24 protein-coding genes are annotated in these 23,256 nt (G+C 62.9%); 10 read left to right on the forward strand and 14 right to left on the reverse strand.

The window, feature by feature from the left end; all coding sequences use genetic code 11:
* Nucleotides 1-30: 30 nt before the first annotated feature.
* Both ACSSV3_RS01500 and ACSSV3_RS01505 read left to right on the forward strand, forming a co-directional pair.
* Entirely contained in the window at nucleotides 31-1,311 is a 1,281-nt protein-coding gene (locus ACSSV3_RS01500) for a sensor histidine kinase (RefSeq protein WP_354325979.1), read from the forward strand.
* On the forward strand, nucleotides 1,304-2,059 hold the full coding sequence (locus ACSSV3_RS01505) for a LytR/AlgR family response regulator transcription factor (protein WP_354325977.1): 756 nt from the start codon (nucleotides 1,304-1,306) through the stop codon (nucleotides 2,057-2,059). Before ACSSV3_RS01500 ends, ACSSV3_RS01505 begins: the two co-directional genes overlap by 8 nt.
* Nucleotides 2,060-2,152: 93 nt before the next feature.
* Here the strand turns inward: ACSSV3_RS01505 and ACSSV3_RS01510 are convergent, their stop codons facing one another.
* Complete coding sequence (locus ACSSV3_RS01510; RefSeq protein ID WP_354325976.1) at nucleotides 2,153-2,467, reverse strand: UrcA family protein; 315 nt, start codon at nucleotides 2,465-2,467, stop codon at nucleotides 2,153-2,155.
* Between the two features lie 226 nt (nucleotides 2,468-2,693).
* Between ACSSV3_RS01510 and ACSSV3_RS01515 the strand changes: the two genes are divergently transcribed.
* The 3 genes from ACSSV3_RS01515 (at nucleotide 2,694) to ACSSV3_RS01525 (ending at nucleotide 4,089) form a co-directional block, all read left to right on the forward strand.
* Entirely contained in the window at nucleotides 2,694-2,966 is a 273-nt protein-coding gene (locus ACSSV3_RS01515; protein ID WP_354325975.1) for a hypothetical protein, read from the forward strand.
* Between the two features lie 10 nt (nucleotides 2,967-2,976).
* On the forward strand, nucleotides 2,977-3,753 hold the full coding sequence (locus tag ACSSV3_RS01520; protein WP_354325973.1) for a metallophosphoesterase family protein: 777 nt from the start codon (nucleotides 2,977-2,979) through the stop codon (nucleotides 3,751-3,753).
* 138 nt (nucleotides 3,754-3,891) lie between these two features.
* Entirely contained in the window at nucleotides 3,892-4,089 is a 198-nt protein-coding gene (locus ACSSV3_RS01525) for a hypothetical protein (RefSeq protein ID WP_354325972.1), read from the forward strand.
* Nucleotides 4,090-4,493: 404 nt separating this feature from the next.
* Here the strand turns inward: ACSSV3_RS01525 and ACSSV3_RS01530 are convergent, their stop codons facing one another.
* The 4 genes from ACSSV3_RS01530 to ACSSV3_RS01545 all read right to left on the reverse strand — a co-directional run bounded on the left by ACSSV3_RS01530 (nucleotide 4,494) and on the right by ACSSV3_RS01545 (nucleotide 7,455).
* Entirely contained in the window at nucleotides 4,494-4,994 is a 501-nt protein-coding gene (locus ACSSV3_RS01530; RefSeq protein WP_354325970.1) for a PDDEXK-like family protein, read from the reverse strand.
* A gap of 160 nt (nucleotides 4,995-5,154) precedes the next feature.
* Nucleotides 5,155-5,682 (reverse strand): 30S ribosomal protein S9, encoded by a 528-nt coding sequence (rpsI, locus tag ACSSV3_RS01535; RefSeq protein WP_354325968.1) that lies wholly within the window; start codon nucleotides 5,680-5,682, stop codon nucleotides 5,155-5,157.
* A complete protein-coding gene (gene rplM / locus ACSSV3_RS01540; RefSeq protein WP_354325966.1) occupies nucleotides 5,682-6,161 on the reverse strand; it encodes a 50S ribosomal protein L13 in 480 nt (159 codons plus the stop codon). Before rplM ends, rpsI begins: the two co-directional genes overlap by 1 nt.
* Nucleotides 6,162-6,372: 211 nt before the next feature.
* Nucleotides 6,373-7,455, reverse strand: coding sequence for a COX15/CtaA family protein (locus ACSSV3_RS01545; RefSeq protein WP_354325965.1), 1,083 nt, complete (start codon nucleotides 7,453-7,455; stop codon nucleotides 6,373-6,375).
* A 136-nt stretch (nucleotides 7,456-7,591) separates the two neighbouring features.
* On the opposite strand from ACSSV3_RS01545, the gene ACSSV3_RS01550 reads away from it, so the two are divergent.
* The 4 genes from ACSSV3_RS01550 (at nucleotide 7,592) to ACSSV3_RS01565 (ending at nucleotide 10,082) form a co-directional block, all read left to right on the forward strand.
* On the forward strand, nucleotides 7,592-7,981 hold the full coding sequence (locus tag ACSSV3_RS01550; RefSeq protein WP_354325963.1) for a MerC domain-containing protein: 390 nt from the start codon (nucleotides 7,592-7,594) through the stop codon (nucleotides 7,979-7,981).
* Nucleotides 7,982-8,036: 55 nt separating this feature from the next.
* Complete coding sequence (gene thiS, locus ACSSV3_RS01555) at nucleotides 8,037-9,020, forward strand: sulfur carrier protein ThiS (protein ID WP_354325962.1); 984 nt, start codon at nucleotides 8,037-8,039, stop codon at nucleotides 9,018-9,020.
* Nucleotides 9,021-9,318: 298 nt separating this feature from the next.
* Entirely contained in the window at nucleotides 9,319-9,831 is a 513-nt protein-coding gene (locus ACSSV3_RS01560) for a hypothetical protein (RefSeq protein ID WP_354325960.1), read from the forward strand.
* Between the two features lie 17 nt (nucleotides 9,832-9,848).
* On the forward strand, nucleotides 9,849-10,082 hold the full coding sequence (locus tag ACSSV3_RS01565; protein ID WP_354325958.1) for a ribbon-helix-helix domain-containing protein: 234 nt from the start codon (nucleotides 9,849-9,851) through the stop codon (nucleotides 10,080-10,082).
* A 120-nt stretch (nucleotides 10,083-10,202) separates the two neighbouring features.
* Here ACSSV3_RS01565 and murA read toward each other — a convergent pair whose 3' ends face one another.
* A complete protein-coding gene (gene murA / locus ACSSV3_RS01570) occupies nucleotides 10,203-11,483 on the reverse strand; it encodes a UDP-N-acetylglucosamine 1-carboxyvinyltransferase (RefSeq protein ID WP_354325957.1) in 1,281 nt (426 codons plus the stop codon).
* A 129-nt stretch (nucleotides 11,484-11,612) separates the two neighbouring features.
* Between murA and ACSSV3_RS01575 the strand changes: the two genes are divergently transcribed.
* The gene (locus ACSSV3_RS01575; RefSeq protein ID WP_354325955.1) at nucleotides 11,613-12,503 is read left to right on the forward strand and encodes a UTP--glucose-1-phosphate uridylyltransferase; all 891 of its coding nucleotides are present in this window, start codon (nucleotides 11,613-11,615) and stop codon (nucleotides 12,501-12,503) included.
* Between the two features lie 209 nt (nucleotides 12,504-12,712).
* Here ACSSV3_RS01575 and ACSSV3_RS01580 read toward each other — a convergent pair whose 3' ends face one another.
* The 8 genes from ACSSV3_RS01580 to glnE form a co-directional block, all read right to left on the reverse strand.
* The gene (locus tag ACSSV3_RS01580) at nucleotides 12,713-14,485 is read right to left on the reverse strand and encodes a flotillin family protein (RefSeq protein WP_454184736.1); all 1,773 of its coding nucleotides are present in this window, start codon (nucleotides 14,483-14,485) and stop codon (nucleotides 12,713-12,715) included.
* A 12-nt stretch (nucleotides 14,486-14,497) separates the two neighbouring features.
* Nucleotides 14,498-15,127 (reverse strand): OB-fold-containig protein, encoded by a 630-nt coding sequence (locus ACSSV3_RS01585; RefSeq protein WP_354325953.1) that lies wholly within the window; start codon nucleotides 15,125-15,127, stop codon nucleotides 14,498-14,500.
* Between the two features lie 129 nt (nucleotides 15,128-15,256).
* The gene (locus tag ACSSV3_RS01590) at nucleotides 15,257-16,549 is read right to left on the reverse strand and encodes a cytochrome P450 (protein ID WP_354325951.1); all 1,293 of its coding nucleotides are present in this window, start codon (nucleotides 16,547-16,549) and stop codon (nucleotides 15,257-15,259) included.
* Nucleotides 16,546-18,099 carry an acyl-CoA synthetase gene (locus ACSSV3_RS01595; protein ID WP_354326102.1) on the reverse strand — a complete coding sequence of 518 codons (1,554 nt, stop codon included), beginning with the start codon at nucleotides 18,097-18,099 and terminating at the stop codon, nucleotides 16,546-16,548. Before ACSSV3_RS01595 ends, ACSSV3_RS01590 begins: the two co-directional genes overlap by 4 nt.
* A gap of 238 nt (nucleotides 18,100-18,337) precedes the next feature.
* Entirely contained in the window at nucleotides 18,338-19,069 is a 732-nt protein-coding gene (locus ACSSV3_RS01600) for a M23 family metallopeptidase (protein WP_354325949.1), read from the reverse strand.
* Nucleotides 19,070-19,165: 96 nt separating this feature from the next.
* The gene (locus tag ACSSV3_RS01605) at nucleotides 19,166-19,957 is read right to left on the reverse strand and encodes a ferritin-like domain-containing protein (protein ID WP_354325947.1); all 792 of its coding nucleotides are present in this window, start codon (nucleotides 19,955-19,957) and stop codon (nucleotides 19,166-19,168) included.
* 8 nt (nucleotides 19,958-19,965) lie between these two features.
* On the reverse strand, nucleotides 19,966-20,439 hold the full coding sequence (locus ACSSV3_RS01610) for a peroxiredoxin (RefSeq protein WP_354325946.1): 474 nt from the start codon (nucleotides 20,437-20,439) through the stop codon (nucleotides 19,966-19,968).
* Entirely contained in the window at nucleotides 20,436-23,198 is a 2,763-nt protein-coding gene (gene glnE, locus ACSSV3_RS01615; RefSeq protein ID WP_354325945.1) for a bifunctional [glutamate--ammonia ligase]-adenylyl-L-tyrosine phosphorylase/[glutamate--ammonia-ligase] adenylyltransferase, read from the reverse strand. The genes ACSSV3_RS01610 and glnE overlap by 4 nt, the downstream gene beginning before the upstream one ends.
* Nucleotides 23,199-23,256 lie beyond the last annotated feature (58 nt).

The raw sequence follows: 23,256 nt of genomic DNA on the forward strand, positions 1-23,256 counted from the left end.
GGGGCGTTATCGCTCTTTGGCATAATGTTGATGTCCCGACACAGCGAAGCGAGCCTCGCCCCGCCATCGGCCACCGTGCCATTCCGCACGGTGCTGTTTTCGATGGTGGTGCTGTGGGTGACCTATTTCGTCCTCACCACTTTCCGCGCGATGGTGATGGATTTTGGCCTCCAGTTCGAACTCGGCTGGCGGCGGATGCTGGTTACGGCGATCGGAGTGGCGTTCACCCTCGTGCTGTGGCTGTTGCTGCGCCTGTTCGACAGCAAACCGCTGTGGATCAAGATTTCCGCCGCGATCGCGCTGGCGCTGCCGGTCGCAATCGGGATCGGGCAGGTCAATTACTTCGTGTTCAAGGACATGGAGGCCGCGCAGGAACAGGCCTATGCGCAGAAATACAACATCAACCTGCGGCGCGATGAAAGCGGAAATTTGCTGGTCGACGTGCCGGTTCGCCGGGTTGGCCCGGCTGGGCCTGACTCAGAGGGCGCGCAGCAGGACGACAAGGATGTGGTCGATTCCGAAGCAGTGATCATCGCGCGAGCGGAAACCTATGCCGATTTCTGGCGCAAGCTGCTCGACATTGCATTGGGGCGGTACTTCCTGCTGCTGGCCTGGGCGGCGACTTATTTCGCGCTGCTTGCAGGGGTGCAAGCGCGTGCTTCGCAGTGGCGCGAAGAACAGTTCCGCACCGCCGCCAAGGCGGCTGAACTGCGATCGCTGCGCTATCAGGTCAATCCACATTTCCTGTTCAACACGTTGAATTCACTGTCGGCATTGGTGATGACCGGCAAGGCGGAACGGGCCGAGCGGATGATCCAGACGATCAGCCGTTTCTATCGCCACAGCCTTGCCACGGAACCCACCGCCGATGTTGCGTTGAAGGACGAATTCGACCTGCAGAAGCTCTATCTCGATATCGAGGCAGTGCGCTTCCCGACGCGTCTGGTGACGGTGTTCGATCTGCCCGCCGATCTTGAAGAAGCGCGCGTGCCGGGAATGATCCTTCAACCGCTGGTCGAAAATTCGGTCAAATATGCAGTGTCGCCGGTTTCGCGACGGGTAACGATCACGCTGGCCGCGCGCGCGGAGCTTGATCAGCTGGTGATCACCGTCAGCGACGATGGCCCCGGCGTGCCGCAAGGCGGCAGCCATGGGCTCGGCATTGGCCTTGTCAATGTCCGTGATCGGCTGGAGGCGCGGTTTGGCCCTGATATCGGCTTTACATCGGGCCCGGTGCCAGGTGGCTACCGCACCGAAATCCGCATTCCCCTTTCGCAACCGCTGAACCGCCCGATGGACCACCATGCCTGATACTGACAGCGACGATTCCCCTCTGCGCACGCTGATAGTCGATGATGAACCGCTCGCGGTGGAGCGGGTGCAGGTGATATGCGCCGAAATTCCCGCAGTGCGCGTGGTTGGCACCGCCAGCGATGGCGCGGCAGCGTTGCGACTGGCGGAGAAACTCAGCCCTGATCTGGTGCTGCTCGACATGACCATGCCCGAACTCGATGGGCTGGGGGTTGCCAAATGCCTTGCCGAACAGGATCAGGCCCCGGTAGTGATCTTCGTTACAGCGCATGATCACTTTGCGGTGGAAGCCTTCGATCTGGAGGCGGTGGATTACGTGCTCAAGCCGGTTTCCGCCGACCGGCTTGAACGTGCGATCGAACGCGCGGTGGCGCGGCGCGGGCAACGCCGTCAGCGCGCCAGCCAGTTTCTTGATGAATTGTGGGTGCCGCATCGGTCAGAGCTGCTGCGGATCGCGGTCAGCGAAGTGCATCAGATCGATGCCGAACGCGATTATGTGCGGCTGCACGTCGGCGGGCCGGAGGCGCAGCGATCCTATCTGCTGCTGCAAACCATCGCGGGGCTGGAAGAACGGCTCGATCCTGAACAATTCATCCGCATCCACCGCTCCACCATCCTGAGGCGCGACAATATCCGCGGGTTGCGGCACGATGGGCTGGGCGTGTGGTCGGCGGAACTGGTCAATGGCGATGCGCTGAGGATCGGGCGGACGTATTTAGGCCGGGTCAAGGCGATGGCGGGGCGCTGATTTCAATCGTAAAACGGCGGCCCGAACCCGGTTTAGGGTTCGGGCCGTATTACCTGCGCCGTGCAGCTTGCGGCGCGGGATCGCAAGCGCGGTTCAGCCGCCGCGTTGCTGATCTCTGGCGAGCTTTGCGGCGTGCTGGCGCACTTCGGCGCGCGCTTTGACGATGCAGGCGCGTGCGTCGTTGTTGATGATACGCGTTCCGGTTTGCGGGCTATTAACCTGGCAAACCGTGCGCGCCGCTGCCTCAATCCGGCGGTCGAGGACGCGCTGGCCTTCGGGCGTGTTCAGATTGATGTCGGCCAATTCGATTTTCACCGTCATCCTTTCAGGCTCGCCAGCATAGGCGGGGCTGAGCGCGGTGCCGATCAGGCCGAATGCGGCGATAGCTTGGGTAAGGGGTTTCATCATGGTCATCCTCCAATTGCAGTGGGTCTGGGGTGGGGCGGGGCCCCGATACGGGGTTTGCCAGACACCCTGCTGACACCTTTGATACGCCGCTTCATGTGCGCGCACATTCATGCTTCGATAAACCCGCTCCACCGATCCGACCGGCGCAGCGCCAAATGACCAATCGCGCGAAAAGCCGGACAAATGGCGGTTTCCAATCGACCAGCGCATCGCCATATTGGCGGGCATGGGAGCCGCGACCATTGTCATCTTTGTGCTGGGGATCGCCAATTTCGCGCTTAATCGCGCGGTGTTTGACAGCGGGCACCCGCTGTTCGCGCGCTTGCCGCGGTCGAGCCAGATGCTGGGCCGCCGCACCGCTTTGATAACCGAATTTGTGGTGCTGTTTTTCGCGCTGCTACTGTCGGTCGAAGGCTGGCCGGGGTTCGCCTGGGCCTATGGCGGGTACACCGTGTTCAACGCCGTTGCGGCATGGCTAATCCTTAGCGGGCGGGTATAGGTTCTGCGCGATGACCACACGCTTGTTCCATATCAGCGACGTGCATTTCGGGGTTGAGGATGCCGCCGCGCTCGATGCCGTAGCGCGCGCGGTGGCGGCAGAGCGCCCCGATGCGGTGATCTGCACCGGCGACCTGACCCAGCGCGCCAAGCATTCCGAATATGCTCGGGCGGAACAATGGTTCGCTGCGCTGGGCGTGCCGGTGGTGCTTGAGCCGGGCAACCACGATATGCCCTATTACAACCCGTGGGAACGCTTCACCGACCCGTTTCGGCGCTATAATCGCCTGAAGAAGGCGGTAAGCTGTGCATTCGCTTCGTCTGATGTGGTGTTGGTGCCGCTGCGCACGACCGTGCGGGCGCAGCGCCGCTTTCCGTGGTCGGACGGGGTGATCAAACCGGCTGCGTTACAAGCAACGCTGGCCGCGCTGGCGGCATTGAAAGGCGATCCACGCACGATCATCGTAATTGCGCATCACCCGCTGCTGGGGCCGGAAGGCGCGACCCGAAATCCGACGATCGGCGGGGATAATGCCTTTGCGCAGATCGCCGCAGCGGGCGCGCACGCGATCATTTCGGGCCACGTGCACGTGCCGTTTGATCAGCAGCGCGCGCGTGGCGGGCATAGCGCCCGCATGATCGGGACCGGTACGCTCTCCACCCGGCTGCGGTATGGTGCGCCTGCATCGTGGCGTGAGATTACTTGCGAAGCTGGCGGAGTGATTGAAACCCAGCTGCGTCTGGCAGCGGTCGAGGCCGCCGCGGAAAACCCCTCAGACGCGCGTTAACCTTTCCCATAGTATTGCCGTTAAGAAATTGTTGGTGAAATGCGCCAGCAGGTTTCCGCCGCGCCGCAACGCGTCCTGCCTGCCAGTTCATGCCGATATGACAAGCCGTTTGCCGTTCAATTGCGAAAGGTAAGTGCGATGGAGATGATCAAAGCGCTGACGCTGGGTGCGATCCTATCTGCAACGATCGCGCTGGTGATCGGGTCTCAGGGGGTGAGCGCTGGCCCGCTGGCGATTCATCTGGTGCCGGTGGCCGAGGCCAAGCTGTATTGGTCGTGGCCAATCTTTCTTTCGGGCAGCGGTCTCGCCTGGGGGATCATGTTGCTGCAACGCTGACGCGCGGCAGCGCTGCAAAACAAAAGGGCGGCTCCCTTGCGGGGCCGCCCTTTGTGTTTCGCGTCTGGAAGCGGTTTAACGCTTCGAGAACTGCCAGCCGGAGCGAAATTAGCGCTTTGCTAATCGAACTCTCTAAATTATTATATAATATCAGTGTATTATGAGACACTGAATTTATTTTGCTACCAATCTGCTATTTCTGGCCTAATGCGCTGAAAAGTCAATTCTTCCTATTTCTCAGTTTGCTAAGCGTCATTTCAATAGCAGAATCCAGTTCTCCGTTTTGTGCTGCTACTCGTAGCGTCTCCAAAACAGGCTTCACCTCAGCGATCTCTTTCACGAAGACCGCGTTAGAGAACCAGATCCCCATCGAGATGTTCGACCTTATTCTCATAATAAGCCATCTAACAGAACCTTTTCTCGATCAAAGCCCAGTCGTCTTCAAACCGTGCAAGCTGCTCAAGCGTGACTGAGTTGTGGGTTGTTTGCGCGTTTCGTGGACGTTTGCCATCGTGCTTCGCGAGAAACGATGTGTATCCCTGCTCCATCAATAACTGAAGATTGCGCTGTGAAAGCAGGAAGAAGCGATCATCTCCGAGCTTCTCTCCGATCATCACGAAAACGAAGACAAGGTCAGGGTCAAGCTCGTCATTCAATCCCGTAACCGACTGAATGTCATTGCTGATATCGATGTTGAGATAACGCGTCGCATCGAAGCTGACAGAGCCATTGCGCCATGCCTTCACTTGAAGCGCGCACGTTTGCCCGTCCTTGTATGCGAGAAGATCAATGTCAGGCACATTGCCAGCGAACGCCGTTGCGACGATTCCCCTGCGTCCTAGCTCTGCCACGACGAGAGCTTCACCGATCTGCCCTGCGAGCTGTGTCTTGAAGCTTCGTGCCATCGTCAGCTCCCAAAAGATGCCCTGACTGCTACGAACTTGCTATTTCCGAGAACCCGAAACGTCAACGTTTCCAGAAAACTGCTACCATTCTGCTACGCAAAAAAGGGGCTGCGATTTCTCGCAGCCCCTTGATTTTGTTCGGAAAAACCGACTGTTTGTCTTAACGCTTTGAGAACTGGAAGCTGCGGCGGGCCTTGGCCTTGCCGTATTTCTTGCGTTCCACCACGCGGCTGTCGCGGGTGAGAAAGCCTGCTGCCTTGACGGTGGAGCGCAGCTCCGGCTCGTACTTGGTCAGCGCCTGGGCAATGCCGTGCTTCACGGCACCGGCCTGACCCGACAACCCGCCGCCGCGCACCGTGGCAACCACGTCAAACTGACCGCTGCGGTCAGTGATCGTGAAGGGCTGGTTGATGACCAGACGCAGCGTCGGACGTGCGAAATAGGCTTCCTGATCCTTGCCATTGACGATGATCTTGCCGGTACCGGGCTTGACCCATACGCGGGCAACGGCATCCTTGCGGCGGCCGGTAGCGTAGGAACGGCCCTGCGCATCGATTTCACGGTCGCGCAGCGGCATGGCCACGCGGGCGATTTCAGCAGCATCGCCCTGAGGCGCGTCGCCAGCGATTTCCTTCAGATCGGCGAGATCGGAAACGGTGGTCGTTTCGGGGGTGGTTTCTTCAGTCATTATGCAACGACCTTGTTCTTGCGGTTCATGGAAGCAACGTCGAGCACTGTCGGCTTTTGACCGTCATGCGGATGCTCGGTGCCGACATAGAGGTGCAGTGCACGCATCTGGTCACGGCCAAGCGGGCCGCGCGGGATCATGCGTTCAACCGCTTTTTCCAGCACGCGTTCGGGGAACTTGCCGCCCAGCACCTTGGCCGGGGTGGTTTCCTTGATCCCGCCGGGGTGGCCGGTGTGCTTGTAATAGACCTTGTCGCCCATCTTTTTGCCGGTGAACTTCACCTTTTCGACGTTGATGACGATCACGTGATCGCCGCAGTCAACGTGCGGGGTGTAGATCGGCTTGGTCTTGCCGCGCAGGATGTTGGCGATGATCGCGGCGAGACGGCCGACGACGAGGCCATCGGCATCGATGATGTGCCAGTTCTTTTCGACCTCGGCCGGTTTGACGGACTGGGTCTGCTTGCTGAGCGCCTTCATGGCATGGTGTCCTTGGTTCGAAACTGTTTCTCAGGAGAATGTCCGGAGAATCGCCCTCCGATCTGGTGACCGGGCGGGCAAGAGGCGCGCAAATGTCGCCCGAACCCGCAAAAGTCAAGCAAAAGCCGGATAAATTGATGCGGTAAAATAATACCTCAGTGCAAAATGCGCCACTTTGAACCTTCCGCGCACCACCAAGCATTGGCGCGCATCAGGCTCCGCCGTCTTTGTTCTGCCGTGCGGTCCCATCGCTGTGCATCGCCCAAACCGTCGCCGCCACGGTCAGCGCGCCGACCAATTGATGTGCGGCGGCGATCCACAGCGACACCTCGCTCATTACCGTGGCAATGCCGAGCAGCACCATCGTGCCGAATGCGCTATGCACCGCGATGCTGGCGAAGCGATCTATCTTGCGCACCCGGCGGGCCAGCCACACCAGCGCCGCGACCGCGATCCACGCCCACCAGCGATGCAGGAATTGCAGCAGGAACGGATCATGGGTGATCGTCCAGACAATCCCGCGCGACCAGTCGACATCCGGCACCAGCCGCCCGTTCATCAGCGGCCAGTCATAGGCGGCATGGCCTGCGTTAAGCCCCGCCACCCACGCGCCGAGCAGCAATTGGATGAACAACACGCCAGCCACCAGCGCGGATGCGCGCGTCAGCGGGGCAGGGCGCGCACCGGGCACCCGCGCCAGCCGCCGCATATCGCGCGCCGTCCATACGAGGCCAGCGAGCAGCGCCAGCGCGGTCAGCAAGTGGAGCGACAGGCGGAAATGGCTGACATCGGTCATATCGCCGACGAGGCCGGACTGCACCATCAGCCAGCCAAACAGGCCTTGCAGCCCGCCGAGCGCCAGCAAGCCCAGCAACCGCGCCTTGTAGCCCTGCGGGATCGCGCCGCGCCACCAGAACCACGCCAGCGGCACCGCGTAAACCAGGCCGACCACCCGCGCGATCAGGCGGTGCACCCATTCCCAGAAATAGATGAACTGGAAATCAGCCAGGGTCATCCCGCCGATGGCCGCTTCGAGCCGGTATTCGGGGGTGGCCTGATACTTGGCGAATTCGGCCTGCCAGGCGGCTTCGGTCAAGGGTGGGAGGATGCCGGTAATGACATTCCATTCGGTGATCGACAGCCCGCTTTCGGTCAGCCGGGTAATCCCGCCGACCAGCACGATTCCGACCACCATAGCGGCGACAAGTTCCAGCCAGCGCGCCAGTGCCAGTGGGCGCCCGCGCGGGTTTGGTTGCGCTGCAAACAGGTTCGATACAGAGGCGAAGGTGGCCATGGCGCAGCGGTAAATGTGCCGGGACGGCGACTTGTGCAAGCCTGTTCAGTGCAAGCAGAGGTGCGGGATGCGCAATCAAGTCTGCGACAATCGCCGCTTGCGCAATGTGATAATATAACATAAGGGCCAAAAGAAGATGACGCATAACGCCCTTCCCCCCGCGAATCACACCTCGCTGCGCCGCCGCCTCGATCAGATCGGGATCGGGCTTGCCGGGCTGTGTGTGCTGCATTGCCTGACGACGCTGGTGGTGATTTCATCGCTTGGGCTGGGCGGGCATTTCCTGCTTGATGATAATATTCACCGGATCGGCCTGGCGCTGGCGCTGGGTGTGGCGGCGGTGGCAATCGGCTGGGGCCTGATGCGGCACCGCCGGATGTTGCCGTTCGGGCTGGCGCTGGTCGGGCTGGTGTTGATGGGGGCTGCTTTGGTGGTGCCCCACGGCACCGATGAACTGCTGTTGACGCTGGTGGGTGTGGCGCTGGTATCGATCGCGCACCTGATCAACCTGCGCGCCGTACGCTGAGCGATTGCGCAAACTCGCTGTTGCAGCGCGGGCGCAAGTGCCTATGTCTCGCGCCATGAACGATCCCAAGACCATCACGCTGAACGGCGATCCACGCCGCACCCACGCCGCCACGATTGCCGATCTGGTGCGCGAGCTGGAGCTTGCCCCTGAAAAGGTTGCGGTTGAACGCAATGGCGAAATCGTGCCACGTTCGACTTTGGAGGATGCTCCGCTGGCCGATGGCGACAGGCTGGAAATCGTCCACTTCGTCGGCGGCGGCGATCATCCGGCGGATAGCTGGACGGTGGCCGGGCGCACTTTCACCTCGCGGCTGATCGTCGGCACGGGCAAGTATAAGAACTTCGAGCAGAATGCGGCGGCGGTCGCGGCTTCGGGGGCAGAGATCGTCACCGTGGCAGTGCGCCGGGTGAATGTCAGCGATCCCAAGGCGCCGATGCTGACCGATTACATCGACCCCAAGAAAATCACTTACCTGCCCAACACCGCCGGGTGCTTTACCGGTGAGGACGCGGTGCGCACGCTGCGGTTGGCGCGCGAGGCGGGGGGCTGGGATCTGGTCAAGCTGGAGGTGCTGGGTGAGGCGCGCACGCTCTACCCCGACATGCGCGAGACGCTGAAGGCGACCGAGGTGCTGGCCAAGGAAGGTTTCCTGCCGATGGTGTACTGCGCCGATGATCCGATTGCGGCGAAGCAGCTTGAGGACGCGGGCGCGGTGGCGATCATGCCGCTGGGCGCGCCGATTGGTTCGGGGCTGGGCATCCAGAACCGGGTGATGATCCGCCTGATCGTTGAAGGCGCAAAGGTGCCGGTGCTGGTCGATGCGGGTGTGGGCACGGCATCGGACGCGGCGGTGGGGATGGAGCTGGGCTGCGACGGTATCCTGATGAACACCGCCATTGCCGAAGCCAAAGACCCGATCCGCATGGCCCGCGCGATGAAACTCGCGGTCGAAGCCGGGCGCGAAGCCTATCTGGCGGGGAGAATGGCGCGGCGGATGTATGCCGATCCGTCGAGCCCGCTTGCCGGTCTGATCTGAACCCAACCAACTTTGCGTGTGGCGGTGAATCGGCGCACGCAGTGCGCCGCAAGGCCGACTGGCCGCCCGCAGCGAAGCGAGGATTTCGCGCGCCGGAGGCGTGCGGACACAAAAATCTCACGCAGTGCGCCGCAAGGCCGACTGGCCGCCCGCAGCGACGCTGGCGTAGCCAGCATGAGCGAGGATTTCGCATCGCGGACGCGATGCGGAACACAAAGACTCCGGCCACTATCTCCATACCTAACCTTAAATTAACCATGACGTGCGACGTTCTCCTCGTCTGAAGGAGACCTGCGCCATGATGATGCCGATTGCCGAGATGCGCGAATTTGCAGGCTTCGCCCCTGCCGAGCAGCGTTATATCAAACGCAGCCTCGATATCGGCCTTGCGCGCACCGATGCGTTTCGCCGTTGGGGTCGCAGCGAAGCGGAAAATACCGCGATCCGCCGCCAATATGTCGCCTATCAGGATTTGAAGGCGCTGCGCGCGCTGATCCCGCAGGAAGGCACGCCGAACGAGGTTGAACGCTTCCTTGGCAAGCTGGTGCGGATCGCCGCCTTCGATCTGGAGCAGGAACGGCTGGAATGCTTTTCTGCCTTCCGGTTCCTGTATGAACGGATGCTCGGCGCGAGCGTGCGCCCCTATCTGCCAGCCGCCTTTTGCGCCGCTGCGGCGCTGCCCTCGATCCGCCCCGAACGGCGCAAGCTGCTGCTGCAATCGCTGTCCGAAGCCGCCGCCACCGCGCCCGCCTGGTCGGACCGTGAACCCGGTTTTTACCCCGAATATGTGGACGACTTCGAGGCGGCCTAGGTGCTAGTGGAGCGGGAATGGAGACACCCTCGCCCTATCACCCGCCGGTCAAGCGCTCGCTTTCGATTGCGGGCCATGCGACCTCGATCAGCCTTGAACCGCTGTTCTGGGACATGCTGCGCGCGGCTGCTGCGCGCGAAGGCGTGGCGATTGCCGCGCTTGTCGCCCGGATTGATGCCGAGCGGATCAAGTCACCCACCCCGCCGGGGCTGGCAAGCGCAATCAGGGTGTGGCTGGTGGTGAACCGCTAGACTTCGTCATGGCGAGGCCGAAGGTCGCGGCAATCCATGGACTTCGATTGCGGCTGTCGCGCAGATTCGCAGCCGGTTCACCATGGATTGCTTCGCTGCGCTCGCAATGACGACTGGCCCTTAATCATCCACCCGTTCGATATCCGCACCCACGAGCTGCAACTTTTCCTCCAGCCGTTCATAGCCGCGGTCGAGGTGATACAAGCGCCGCACGGTGGTCTGGCCCTCAGCCGCCAGCGCGGCGATGACGAGGCTCATCGAGGCGCGCAGATCGGTCGCCATGACTTCGGCACCGGTCAGCCGCTCCACGCCCTTGACGATCGCGGTGCGGCCTTCGGTGTTGATGTCCGCACCCATGCGCGCCAGTTCGGGCACGTGCATGAAGCGGTTTTCGAAGATCGTTTCGGTCAGCACGCTCGCGCCTTCGGCCTTGCACAACAGCGCCATCAGCTGCGCCTGCATATCGGTGGCAAGTCCCGGATAGGGCGCGGTGGTGAGATTGGTCGCTTTCAGTGTGCCGTTCGCGCGCACGTTCACACCCTTGGCGTCCCAATCGACGTGGATGCCGATGGCTTGCAGCGCATGGATGGTCGCCATCATGTCATCGGCCTTGGCGCCTTCCAGCCGCACCTCGCCCCCGGTGATCGCCGCCGCGCAGGCGTAGGATCCTGCCTCGATCCGGTCGGGCATGACGCGGTAAGTCGCCCCGTGCAGCCGCCTGACCCCATGGATGGTGAGGTTGGAGGTGCCGATCCCTTCGATCTCCGCCCCCATCGCCGCCAGCATATTGCACAGATCGACAATCTCAGGCTCACGCGCGGCGTTGAACAATCTGCTTGTCCCATTGGCCAGCACGGCGGCCATCAGCGCGTTCTCGGTCGCACCGACGGACACTACCGGGAAATCGAAATCCCCGCCCGGCATTCCGCCATCGGGCTGCACCGCGCGAACATAGCCTTGCGCCAATTCAATCTGCGCGCCGAAGGCCTCCAATGCTTTCAAGTGCAGATCAATCGGGCGGTTGCCGATCGCGCAGCCGCCGGGCATCGACACGGTCGCCTCCCCGCTGCGCGCCAGCATCGGGCCGAGCACGAGGATCGAGGCGCGCATCTTGCGCACCAGATCATAGGGCGCGATCGTGGAGGTGATCCGGGTCGCCTCCATGCTCATCACCCGGCCGAAATCCTCGGGGCGCGTGCCCTGGATCGAAGTGGTGACGCCGAACTGGTTCATCAGGTGCTGAAACCCGTCAATATCCGCCAGCCGCGGCAGATTGCGCAGGGTCAGCGGCTCCTCGGTCAGCAGCGCACAGGGGATCAGCGTCAGCGCCGCGTTTTTCGCGCCTGAAATCGGGATCGAGCCGGAAAGGCGGTTGCCGCCGCGAATGATGAGTTTGTCCATTGCGTCAGCCTTAGCGAAAAGTGCTTTAGGCGCAACAAGTGGCGCAGAACAGCCAACAGTGATTGACCTTGTGCAAACAGCGCGGCACGGATCAGGTTAGGCGCATGACAAGCCAGTAAGGATACGCTGATGCCTCCCAAGCCGATCCGTAAGGCCGTATTCCCCGTCGCCGGGCTCGGCACGCGGTTCCTGCCTGCGACCAAAGTGGTGCCCAAGGAACTGCTCCCCGTGGTTGACCGTCCGCTGATCCAGTATGCGGTGGACGAGGCGCGCGAGGCGGGGATCGAGCAGATGATCTTCGTCACCGGGCGCGGCAAGACCGGGATTGTCGAACATTTCGACATCGCGTTTGAACTCGAACAGACGATGACCGAGCGCGGCAAGGATCTGTCGGTGCTCGAATGCACGCGCGCCACGCCGGGCGATGTGATCGCGGTGCGCCAGCAGGTGCCGCTCGGCCTTGGCCACGCCATCTGGTGCGCGCGCGCGATTGTGGGGGATGAACCCTTTGCGATCTTCCTGCCCGATGAACTGATGGTCGCGCGCGAAGGCGGCTCTGGCTGCATGAAGCAGATGGTGGAGGCCTATAACGCGGTTGGCGGCAACCTTATCAGCGTGCTTGAAGTGCCGATGGAGCAGGTTTCCAGCTACGGCGTGATCGACCCCGGCGCGCAAGTTACCGGTTCCGGGGCGACGCTGACCGAAGTGCGCGGGCTGGTGGAAAAACCGCGCGTAGCCGAAGCGCCGTCGAACAAGATTCTCTCGGGCCGCTATATCCTCCAGCCCGAAGTGATGCGGGTGCTGGAGCATCAGGGCAAAGGCGCGGGCGGGGAAATCCAGCTGACCGATGCAATGGCCAAGATGATCGGCACCCAGCCGTTCCACGCAGTCACGTTTGATGGCGCGCGTTACGACTGCGGCAGCAAGACCGGCTTTGTCGAGGCGACGCTGGCGATTGCGCTGGCACGGCCCGACATGGGCGCAGAAGTGCGCGCGATTGCGCAAAGGTTGCTGGGATAAGCCGGGTTCGCCTCCCCACGCCGCCCGTGTTGGAGACACATGTGACACTGTCCAGGAACAGAAAAACGCCTACCCCTGACGCGTGTTCGAGCAGCGGCGAAGGGAGCGGGCAGGACAGATCATGTCCGCGATCCTGGCAGAGCCCGGACAGGTAGGAAAGCGCGCTGACGCACGCGTGTAGCCGCGAACGGATTTGATGGATTGGTGTTTTACTCCGTCGCCTCGCCTGCCGACACGTCCGCGTCATTGTCGCGCGCGATGGACTTTTGCGGCGCAGGCTTGGCCGGTGCCGGGGCGGGCGCAGGTGCCGCCTCCGCCTCCGCTGCGCCCTTGACCAGTCCGGACAGCGACGAGCCATCCAGCCCCAGTTCCTTCATCAGCCCGTCAAGCACCGGTGCCTGCGCGCGGTAGGCGAGCGCCGCTGCGACCGCATCGCTGGCAAGGTTGCCTGATCCGCCGCCTGACCCGCCCGAACCATTACCGTCGCCAGCCCCGCGCCCACCATTGGTAAGCCCATCGACCTGCACGATCTTGATCGAATCGATCGCTTCCATCGGCTTGGCGCTTTCGCGGATGACTTCGGGCAGCACTTTTAACAGCGCCAGCTTGGTCTGGAGCGAAATCTGATCGTTCGACAGGATATTCGCCGCCTCGTTGATCGCCCGCTGGCCTGCGGCTTCGACTTCGAACCGCACCCGCGCAGCTTCGGCGCGGAGCTTTTCGGCCTCGGCCTCACCCTGCGCTTCCAATCGGAGCGCTTCGGCGCGGTTGGTGGCGGCGTCTTTCTCCGCTTCGGCCTGCACCTTCACCCCGATCGCATCGCGTTCGGCCTGCTTCGACGCTTCGATCAGTTCGATCTTCTTCTGACGTTCAGCGATTTCGCTTTCGCGCGCGGTAGCGACGCCTTCCTCGGCCTCGACCGCTTTGGCGCGGGCATTATCGGCTTCGGCCTTGGCCTGGCTTTCTTCGCGGCTTTTGTTCTGCACCGCGATCTGCTGTTCCTGCCGGGCGATTTCGAGCGCGCGTTGCTGATCGATGCGGGCTTCCTCGACCAGGCGATCCGCCTCGATCTGCTGGGCATCGACCTGCTTCTTGGCCTCAATCCGGGCGGCGTCAGCCTCACGGTTGCGTTCGGCCTGTTCGCGGGCGATTTCGGCGGTCTGCGCAGCGCGCCGCACTTCGACTTCGCGTTCCTGTTCCAGCCGCGCATATTCCTGATCGCGCGCGATCTCGAAGCTTTTCTGATTAGCCTCGAGATTCTTGGTCTCGATCTGCACGCGGGTGTCCTGCTCGATATCATTGCGCAGCTTCTTGCGCGCTTCGATCTGCTCGGTCAGCTTCGTCAGGCCCTCGGCGTCAAACGCGTTGTTGGCGTTGAAGTGTTCGATGCTGGTCTGGTCGAGGCCAGTCAGCGAGACCGATTCCAGTTCCAGCCCGTTCATGGCCAGATCGTTGGACGAAACTTGCTGCACCTTCTGCACAAAGTCGGCGCGCTGTTCGTGCAGCTCGTTCATGGTCATCCCCGCCGCGACCGATCGCAGCGCGTCGACGAATTTGCCTTCGACCAGGTCCTTGAGCAGATCAGGCTGCATCGTGCGTTGGCCCAGTGTCTGCGCGGCCATGGCGATGGCCGCAGCATCGGGACGCACGCGCACATAGAACTCGGCCTTCACATCAATCCGCAACCGATCCAGCGTGATCAGCGCTTCGTTATCGCGCCGCACCACCGGTAGCACCAGCGTGTTCATGTTGACCGGCATGGTTTCGTGGAACACCGGAAACACCAGCGCCCCGCCGTTCATCACCACCTTTTCCCCGCCAAGCCCGGTGCGCACAAACGCGGTTTCCTTCGACGCGCGGCGATACAGCCGGATGAGAAACGCGAAGAAGATGACGACGAAGAGCACCGCGCTCACGCCGACAACACCATATGTCATCAGATCACCGGATGAGCTTACATCCCCGGTCGTGGTCAAAGCCATTTGCGTTTCCCTTTAGCTATCCAGCCCAAGCAGCGGGCTTTCATAATGTATCGCGAAGAAAGTCTGACCTTCGCGGCGGACGAGCAGGACGGTATCGCCTGCGTTCAATTCAATCGTTTCATCATGGGGTTCAACCATGACAAAATGCGGATGGCCGTGGCGGTCGATCACCTTGGCGCGGGCGGGCGATCCGGCCCGCGCGGTGCCGATCTGGATTTCGGCATCGCGCCGCACCAGTTCATCAAGCGTGACGGCAGTGGTTTCATCTTTCGGCATGATCGCGGCGAGCGGGCGCGCAGCGAGAGAGGTGAGCGGCAGCGCCGCCCCGCCAGCCAGCAGCGCGGCCCACCCGGCGGAAAGCGGTGCGCCCAATGTGCTGGCCAATACCATCTGCCCGATGACGCCGACCGTGCCAAACACGAACAGCAACGCCGCCAGCCAGATCAGGAAAGGCACCCGGCCCAGCCCCAGCAGCGTGGTCAGCGCTTCGCCAAATCCGCTGGCGTCCAGCCCATCGGGCGCATCGAAATCGCCCGCCCCTTCAACCGCTTCGGACACACCGGTAAGCTGCACCAGCGCGATCAGCGCCAGCGCGCCGAACGCGATCAGGAACGGCAGGTTATGCGGTTCAAGCAGGCTCATACCGCCAGCCCCCGCTGTGCCCCTGAGAGGATTGGGCGAAGAAGAAATCCCATGCGCTGAAAACTAGGACAAATGGGGACGAAACCCTAGCAGAATCGGACAGCGCCTGTCCGATTATTCGCCGCGTTATCAGGCAGCCGTCACCCGCAGCGGCAGGGTCTTCAGCCCGCCGACAAAGGTGCTGCTGGCGCGCTTGGCCTCGCCCGCCGGTTCGACGCTCGCGACCCGGTCGAGCAGGGCTTCGAACAGGATCTTCATCTCCAGCCGCGCCAGATGCAGGCCAAGGCATTGGTGCGCGCCCGCGCCGAACGCGAGGTGCCGGTTGGGGCTGCGCGCCGCATCAAACCGGCGCGGATCGGGGAATTGCGCGGGATCGTGATTGGCGGCGACGTAATTGATCATCAACCAGTCGCCCGCCTTCACCTGCTGCCCGCCCAGCTCCACATCCTCAGCCGCAGTGCGCATGAAGTGCTGCACGGGCGAGGTCCAGCGGATCGCTTCTTCGACAATGCCGGGAAGCAGCGAACGATCAGCCTTGACCCGCGCCCATTGCGCCGGGTCGTTCGCCAGCGCCTGCATTGCGCCTGCCGTGCTGGCGCTGGTGGTGTCATGCCCGGCGGTGGCGACGATGATGTAATACCCCGCCATGTCGCGCGGGGGCAGCGGCTGGCCATCGACCAGCGCATTGGCGATCACGCTGGCGACATCATCGGTCGGGTGCTTGCGGCGGTCTTCGGCGATCCCGGCGAAGTAATCCTCGAAGGTCTTCACTGCGCCTGCGACGATCTGCACCACTTGCTCCGGCGTCATCTGATCCATCCCGGTGCCCGACAGGTCCTTGTCCTGCCCGCCGAACAATTGCTGGGTCAGCATCTGCATTCGCGGTTCATCCTCTGGCGGCACACCAAGGATCTGCATCACCACGCGTAAAGGATAGGGGCCGGAGACTTCCTTGACGAAGTCCACTTCCGGGCCTTGTTCGATCATCCGGTCGACTGTCCGCGCTGCCAGCGCGCGCAGCTCGCCTTCCAGCTGCGAAAGGTTCCTCGGCATGAACCATTCCTGCGTCAGCTTGCGGTATTTCGGGTGGATCGGCGCATCGAACACCACCAGCGAATCGACCAGCATATTGGAACCGGTCGCCGCGCGGCTGAATTCGATCGCCTGATTGAAGCTGAACACCACCGGGCGCGGGTTGTTGAGGAAGGCGGCGTTGTCCTTCGATATGCGCATCACATCGTCATAGCGGGTGATGAGCCAGAACGGATCGAACAACCCCGGCGTATCGGGCTGCACGCGCACCACCGGCGTGGTTTCGCGGATATGATCGAAGGTGTCGAGCAACCCGCCCCATTCGGCATAGGCGTGCGGATCGATCACCCGCCGCGCCAGATCGCCGGGGAGGATCGCTTCCGCGCTCACGCCGCGCCAGCTTTCGCTTTCGCCGCAAATTCATCGCGCAATTCGCGCTTGTAGAGCTTGCCATTGGCTTCGCGCGGCAGATCGGGGCGGAAATCGAACAGCTTGGGCATTTTGATCTTCGACAGGCTGCCGCCGAGGAACGAGCGCAGTTCTGCTTCCAGCGCGTCGCCAGCCTCAGCCATGTCGCGCGGTTGAACCACCGCCACCACCTTCTCGCCCAGATCGGGGCAGGGCGCACCGATTACTGCGGCGTCCATCACCTTGTCGTGGGTGACGAGCAGATTCTCGATTTCCTGCGGGTAGATGTTCACGCCCCCGGAAATGATCATGTGGCTCTTGCGGTCGGTGAGGAACAGGAAGCCGTCCTTATCGAGATGCCCGATATCACCCAGCGTCATCCAGCCGTTGGGATGCATCGCCTCGGCGGTTTTGGCCGGGTCGTTGTGATAGGTCGGCAGCAAGGCGTTTTCGAAATAGATCAGGCCGTCCTCGTCCGGGCCAAGTTCCTCGCCGTCAGGGCCGCAGATGTGCAGTTTGCCATAGATCGCCCTGCCGACGCTGCCGGGATGGGTGAGCCAGTCGGCGCTGCCGATCATGGTCATGCCGATGCCTTCGCTGCCCGCGTAATACTCTTTCACGATTGGGCCCCACCATGCGATCATGTCACGCTTGATCGGCACCGGGCACGGCGCAGCGGCGTGGAGCGCGCGTTGGTGGCTCGACAGATCATAACGCGTGCGCACTGCCGGATCGAGTTTCAGGAAGCGCACAAAGTGCGTCGGCACCCACTGGCTGTCTGTCACCTTGTAACGTTCGATTGCCTGCAACGCGGCTTCGGGCTCGAACTTCTCCATCATCACCACCGTGCCGCCCAAGCGGTGGACGACCGAACACCAGCCGATCGGCGCGGCGTGATAGAGCGGGGCGGGGGAGAGATAGACCATCGATCCATCGGTGGGCATGCCCGCCCCCATCACCGCCAACCCGACCAGCGGAACCGTGGCTTGCGGATCGGGATCTTCGGGCGGAGCGGGGCGAATGCCCTTGGGCTGACCGGTGGTGCCGCTCGAATAAAGCATCACCATCCCGGCGCTTTGATCGGGAATCGGCGCGGGCGATTGTGAGGCGAGTGCGGCGGCGAAATCTTCTGCGCCGCCCCCATCCCCTAAAGCGTCCATCACCAGCACGGTCAGGCCCGGACATTCAGCGCGGATATCCTCCAGCACGTCTGCGAAATAGCCCGAGGTGATCAGCAGCTTTGCTTGGGAATCGCGGATGATATAGGCGGCTTCCGGCGCGGTCAGGCGCGAGGAGATTGGCACCATCATCGTGCCTGCGCGCTGCGATCCCCAGATCAGCGTGAAATATTCGATGCGGTTTTCCAGCAGCACCGCAAAGGCATCGCCGGCACCGATCCCGTGGGCGCGCAGCAGATGCGCAAAGCGGTTCGATTCCGCCTCCAATTCGCCAAAGGTGATCTGCTTGCCCGACCCGGTCATGATGACAGCGGGATGATCGGGACGGGTCGCGGCGTGCGCGATGGGGTGCATACTCATGGTTCTCTCTCCCTTGCCGCAGCGCAGCGCGCTGTCTGGCTTGGGGAGGAAATTGAACTGTGCGAGGCGACCCCGCAAGCAAAAACAGTATGAGAAATGCTACTCATTTTCGGAAGGGGGCATCAGCGGGCAGTCCGCAGCGCCACACAAAAAAGGCGGCGGGTAAACCCGCCGCCATGATCGGACACCCTCTCCAATGTCCGGCCCACTTATCGTGGGCAATTTCGTAGTCTTACTCGCCGCCCTGACCGGTCAATTTCTGGTCACGCACATAGGCGAGCTGTGCTTCGCTTTCTACCATATACGGAATCGGATTGACTGCAAGCCCATCAACACGGACTTCGTAATGCAGGTGCGGCCCGGTCGAACGGCCGGTCGATCCGACATAGCCGATCAGGTCGCCCTTCTTGACATTGTCGCCCGCTGCCACGGCCAGACGCGACAGGTGCGCATAGCGGGTTTCCATCGACGCGCCGTGATTGATGCTGATGTAGAGGCCGTAGCTCGAATACCAGTCGGCCCGCCCAATCACGCCATCAGCCGTGGCGTAGATCGGGGTGCCGGTTGGCGCGGCCAGATCGATGCCGGTGTGGTTGCGGCGGCCACCCAGCACCGGATGGGTGCGCATTCCGTAATTGCTGGTCAGCTGCGCACCTTCAAGCGGCATCCGCGACGGCACCGAAATTGCGCGCTGCGGAATTGGCGAGGAAAAAGCGGTTATGTCCGCACCCATGCCCAGCGTCGGGGTGGTGCGTTCCAACGCGGTCCAACCTGCGAACAGCGATTTGAAGCGCTGATCATTGTTGGCGGCATCATCATTCCGCGCTTCGCGCACGGGTTCGATAATATCGGCGCTGGAATTGGCATTGGCAGTGTTGGCAAAAGCAGGCGACGCGGCGGAAACCATAAACGCAGCGCAGGCCGTAGCTGCAAACTTGATAAGGTGGCGCACGGCAAATTTCATAACTGACCCGGTTCCCGATTGCGGCTGTTGCCGTTGGAAAATTCCGGCACGTCTGTTGCGCGCCTGTTGTTGGAGGGTGGTTATGCGGGGGTATCGTTAATGTGCAATCACTGTGTAAAATTCACGCGACAAACCGGCTGCAAGACGCGCTGAGTCGTTGAATGGCGGCTTAATGGCCCCGCCAAAGTGCTGTTTTACGAGCGTCTGCCACAGGGATTCGGGGCGGGCTTGCGCCATTTCGGCACATCGCAAAAAGTGTTTGGTGCCGAATCCGACGTGGCGGATTTCGTCGTCAAGGATGCGCGCAAGGATTTTTGCCCCGCCCGTATCGCCCGCCGCCTGCACCCGTTCGAGCATCGCAGGGGTCACATCCAGCCCGCGCGCTTCGAGCACCATTGGCACCACTGCCAGGCGCGCAGTGACATCGTGGCGGGTGGCATGGGCGGCCTCCCACAGCCCTGCGTGCGCCGGAAGCGCGCCGTAATGGCTGCCGAGCTGTTCCAGCTTGCGCGCCAGCAGCGCGAAATGCATCGCTTCATCGGCGGCGACATCGAGAAAATCGCTGACGAATTCTGCGCCCATTGCCTCCCCAAAGCGCCCGGCCATGTCGAGCGCCAGATCAATCGCCACGAATTCGATATGCGCAAGGCTGTGCCACAGCGCGATGCGCGCTCGCTCGGAACCGAACTTGCCGCGCTTGGGCATTTGGCTTGGCGCGAGCAATTCGGGCGTATCCGGCCATGCAGGCTGATCGGGCATGGGGACGTCATGCCGCCAAGCCAGCGCGCCCTTGCGCCAATCGCGTGCTACGCGGCGCGCAGCAAAGCATTTGGCGCGCGGATCTGGCGTCAGCAGCGCGGCGCGGATGGCATGGGCAACGCTTTCCACCGGCAGAGTCAGAGCGCCTTGGCCGCCGCCAGCACTTCCTCGGCATGGCCGGCGACCTTCACCTTGGGCCAGATGCGGGCGATTTTGCCGTCGGCATCCACCAGATAGGTCGCGCGCACCATGCCCATATAGGTTTTGCCGTACATCTGCTTTTCCGCCCACACGCCCAGCGCGTCGGACAGCCCGCCTTCCTCGGCATCGCTGGCGAGCGGGGCGGTGAGGCCGTGTTTGGCGATGAATTTCTGGTGCTTTTTGGCCGGGTCTTTGCTGACGCCGAGCAGCTTGGTGCCCGCCGCTTCGAATTCGCCCTGCAAGGCGGAGAAATCCTTGTTTTCAGTGGTGCAGCCGGGGGTGTCGTCCTTGGGATAGAAGAAGATCACCAGCTTTGATCCGGCAAAGTCCGACGGCTTCACATGGTCGCCATCGGGGGTTTCCATGGCGATATCGGGGATGGCGTCACCAATGCCTGCGAAATTACTCATCTTGTGTGCTCCTGTTGGTCGGGATCGATAATGTCTGTGCCCAGAATTTGTTTCCACACCCCCGCGACGATGTGCCGCGCCGTAGCAAACGCCTGCACCAGCGCATCATAGCTTTCGAACCCGCACGCCCGCGCCAAAACGCGCGCGCCCGATGGCGGCGGCTCCCGCCCGCCCGGTGCCAGCAGGCGTCCGGCGACCAGCATTCGCCGCATCAGCGCCAGCGGTTCGATCAGCGTGTCAGACAGCAGCCCGGCGCTGATCAGTCCCGCCAGCGCGGTTGCCAGATCGGGATCGAACGCTTGCGGCGCGACTTCGGCCAGCGGCGCGCCATCCGCCGCCTCACCTTTCAATTGCAGGTAGTGAATCACAAACTCGATGTCGACGAGGCCGCCGCGCGCCAGCTTGGCATCCAGCGGCCCGCCCGGCTGTTTGTGCTTCGCCATTTCGGCGCGCATCTCAAGCACCGCATCGCGCAATGCGGACTTGTCGCGCGGGGCGTGCAGCACTTCGGCCAGAACTGCTTCCAGCGCGGCGCGCGCATCGGGTGAGCCATGCAGCACCCGCGCGCGGGTGAGCGCCATGTGCTCCCACGTCCACGCCGCCTCGCGCTGATACTTGCCGAACGCCTCGCAACTGACCGCCAATGGCCCCTGATTGCCTTGCGGGCGCAGCCGCGTGTCGACTTCGTATAAGGCTCCCTGCGCGGTCGGCACAGACAGCGCGGCGCTGACCCGGCTGGCGAGGCGATTGTAATAGCGGGTTGCACCCAAAGGCCGCGGCCCGTCCGATTGCGCGGCGAAATCGCCCGTGAACAGATAGACGATATCAAGATCAGACGCATGGGTGAGCGCCCCGCCGCCCAGCCGCCCAAGCCCGAGAATCAGCAATTCGCTGCCCGCGATGCGTCCGTGGTTGATCGCAAATTCCTGCGCGGCCGCATCGGCGGCGAGGTTCAGCGCGGCCTCGGCGGTGCGTGACAGCGCGTGGGCGATGTCGAGCGGATCGGCCAATCCCTCGATCAGCTGAATGCCGAGCGCGAAGCGAATCTCGCCCGTCACCACCCGGATCGCGTCGAGCAGCGCCTCGTAATCATCGCGGATCGCCGCGCCGCGCATCCGCGCCATGATCGCGGCAATGTCACCGGGCAGATCGAGCGCATCCTTGTCGATCAGCGTGTCGAGCAATTCGGGCTTGCGCGCTAACTCATCCGACAGCGCCGGGGCCAGCGTCAGCGCGGCGACCAGCCGGTTCAGCAGATCAGGCCGTGCGTCGAGCAGGCGGAAAGTGGTGATCGCTGATGGCACGCTTTCTATAATCCGTTCCCAGCGGGTGATCGCGCGCATCGGATCATCGCTGTGTGCAATCGCCTGGATCAGCGCCGGGGCGAGCCGGTCCCACGCTTCCACCGCCTGTGGCGAACGGATCGCGGCGTGCCGCCCATCGCGCCAGCTTTCGATCCGTTCGGCCACCACATCCGGTTCGGCAAAGCCCCATGTGGCAAGCTGATGGGTAAGCGCGCTGGTCGGCATGGCCACCGCCACTGGCGCGGCTTCGGGTGCGCCGATCAGCTCTTCGTAAATGCGCGCGCTGCGTGCTGTGATTTCGGTGAGTTCCGCGACCAGCGCCGCGCCATCGGCCAACCCGTCAAGCCGCGCGACATTATCCAGCGCTGCGCCTTCGGGCAGCGCATGGGTCTGGCGGTCATGCACCATCTGCAAACGGTGTTCGATCATCCGCAGCCGGTCATAGGCATCGCCGAGCGTGGCGGCGTTGCTGGCGCTGATCCACCCCGCCGCCGCCAGCGCATCGAGCGCGGCGCGCGTGCCGCGCACCCGCAGCGATGTATCGCGCCCGCCGTGGATCAGCTGATGGGTCTGGGCGTAGAATTCGATTTCACGAATACCGCCGCGCCCGCGCTTGATATCGAAACCGGGGCCGGGGTCGGCCGGGCCTTCGTAGCTTTCACGAATACGCAAGGTGAGCGCGCGGATTTCCTCCACCGCACCAAAATCAAGCTGGGCGCGCCATACGAACGGCCGGATTGCGGTGAGAAAATCCTCACCCGCCGCAATATCCCCTGCGGCCGCGCGCGCGCGGACAAAGGCGGCGCGTTCCCACGCCAGCGCCGCGCCCTGATAATGCGCCATTGCCGAACCGACCGGCACAGCCAGCGGGCTGATCTCGCTCGCCGGACGCAGGCGCAGATCGACCCGCAACACATATCCATCCGCCGTGCTGGCCGATAGCAGCGACACCACCCGGCGGGCATAGCGCTGCGCCGCCTCCCCCGGATCATCGCTCGCCCGCCGCGTCAGACGATTACGGTCGAACAGCAGGATCGGGTCAATGTCGGACGAATAGTTGAGCTCCCCCGCGCCCTGCTTGCCCAGCGCCAGCGCGATGAAGCCATCAGCTGCGTCACTATCAGTGCGTTCGGCAATCGCGGTGCGGATTGCGCGGTCCAATGCGCGGTCGGCAAAGGCGGTGAGTTCGCCCACCACCTGCGTCAGCGCGAAGGCTCCGGCCAGATCACCCACCGCCAGCGCTGCTGCCAGCGCCAACCGCTCGCGCCGCAGCGCCACTTCGGCATCAGGATGCTCGCCCTGTGCCCGCGCCCATGCCAGCGCCGCGTCACCCTCGCCTGCGCTCAGCAAGGCGGCCAGATCGGGCTGGCGTTCCAATGCGCGGGCGAGGAAGGGCGCGTGGGTGCGGGCGCGGGTCAGCGCGCTGTCCCAATCGGCGTGTGCAGCATCGGTCATCGCCCGCCTGTCTGGCGCTGCGGGAGGCTTGCTGCAAGACCTGATGCTTGCGCGCCCG

The sequence above is a fragment of the Porphyrobacter sp. MBR-49 genome, assembly GCF_053628655.1.

Bases quoted from the DNA above. Each gene is read 5' to 3' on its own strand.
- rplM (WP_354325966.1), bottom strand. From the start codon at position 6,161: ATGAAGGCGCTCAGCAAGCAGACCCAGTCCGTCAAACCGGCCGAGGTC.
- ACSSV3_RS01580 (WP_454184736.1), bottom strand. From the start codon at position 14,485: ATGGCTTTGACCACGACCGGGGATGTAAGCTCATCCGGTGATCTGATG.
- rpsI (WP_354325968.1), bottom strand. From the start codon at position 5,682: ATGACTGAAGAAACCACCCCCGAAACGACCACCGTTTCCGATCTCGCC.
- ACSSV3_RS01505 (WP_354325977.1), top strand. From the start codon at position 1,304: ATGCCTGATACTGACAGCGACGATTCCCCTCTGCGCACGCTGATAGTC.
- ACSSV3_RS01515 (WP_354325975.1), top strand. From the start codon at position 2,694: ATGGGAGCCGCGACCATTGTCATCTTTGTGCTGGGGATCGCCAATTTC.
- ACSSV3_RS01610 (WP_354325946.1), bottom strand. From the start codon at position 20,439: ATGAGTAATTTCGCAGGCATTGGTGACGCCATCCCCGATATCGCCATG.
- thiS (WP_354325962.1), top strand. From the start codon at position 8,037: ATGAACGATCCCAAGACCATCACGCTGAACGGCGATCCACGCCGCACC.
- ACSSV3_RS01595 (WP_354326102.1), bottom strand. From the start codon at position 18,099: ATGCACCCCATCGCGCACGCCGCGACCCGTCCCGATCATCCCGCTGTC.
- ACSSV3_RS01530 (WP_354325970.1), bottom strand. From the start codon at position 4,994: ATGGCACGAAGCTTCAAGACACAGCTCGCAGGGCAGATCGGTGAAGCT.
- ACSSV3_RS01575 (WP_354325955.1), top strand. From the start codon at position 11,613: ATGCCTCCCAAGCCGATCCGTAAGGCCGTATTCCCCGTCGCCGGGCTC.
- ACSSV3_RS01560 (WP_354325960.1), top strand. From the start codon at position 9,319: ATGATGATGCCGATTGCCGAGATGCGCGAATTTGCAGGCTTCGCCCCT.
- ACSSV3_RS01510 (WP_354325976.1), bottom strand. From the start codon at position 2,467: ATGATGAAACCCCTTACCCAAGCTATCGCCGCATTCGGCCTGATCGGC.
- ACSSV3_RS01500 (WP_354325979.1), top strand. From the start codon at position 31: ATGTCCCGACACAGCGAAGCGAGCCTCGCCCCGCCATCGGCCACCGTG.
- ACSSV3_RS01525 (WP_354325972.1), top strand. From the start codon at position 3,892: ATGGAGATGATCAAAGCGCTGACGCTGGGTGCGATCCTATCTGCAACG.
- ACSSV3_RS01520 (WP_354325973.1), top strand. From the start codon at position 2,977: ATGACCACACGCTTGTTCCATATCAGCGACGTGCATTTCGGGGTTGAG.
- ACSSV3_RS01545 (WP_354325965.1), bottom strand. From the start codon at position 7,455: ATGGCCACCTTCGCCTCTGTATCGAACCTGTTTGCAGCGCAACCAAAC.
- ACSSV3_RS01565 (WP_354325958.1), top strand. From the start codon at position 9,849: ATGGAGACACCCTCGCCCTATCACCCGCCGGTCAAGCGCTCGCTTTCG.
- murA (WP_354325957.1), bottom strand. From the start codon at position 11,483: ATGGACAAACTCATCATTCGCGGCGGCAACCGCCTTTCCGGCTCGATC.
- ACSSV3_RS01550 (WP_354325963.1), top strand. From the start codon at position 7,592: ATGACGCATAACGCCCTTCCCCCCGCGAATCACACCTCGCTGCGCCGC.
- ACSSV3_RS01600 (WP_354325949.1), bottom strand. From the start codon at position 19,069: ATGAAATTTGCCGTGCGCCACCTTATCAAGTTTGCAGCTACGGCCTGC.
- glnE (WP_354325945.1), bottom strand. From the start codon at position 23,198: ATGACCGATGCTGCACACGCCGATTGGGACAGCGCGCTGACCCGCGCC.
- ACSSV3_RS01585 (WP_354325953.1), bottom strand. From the start codon at position 15,127: ATGAGCCTGCTTGAACCGCATAACCTGCCGTTCCTGATCGCGTTCGGC.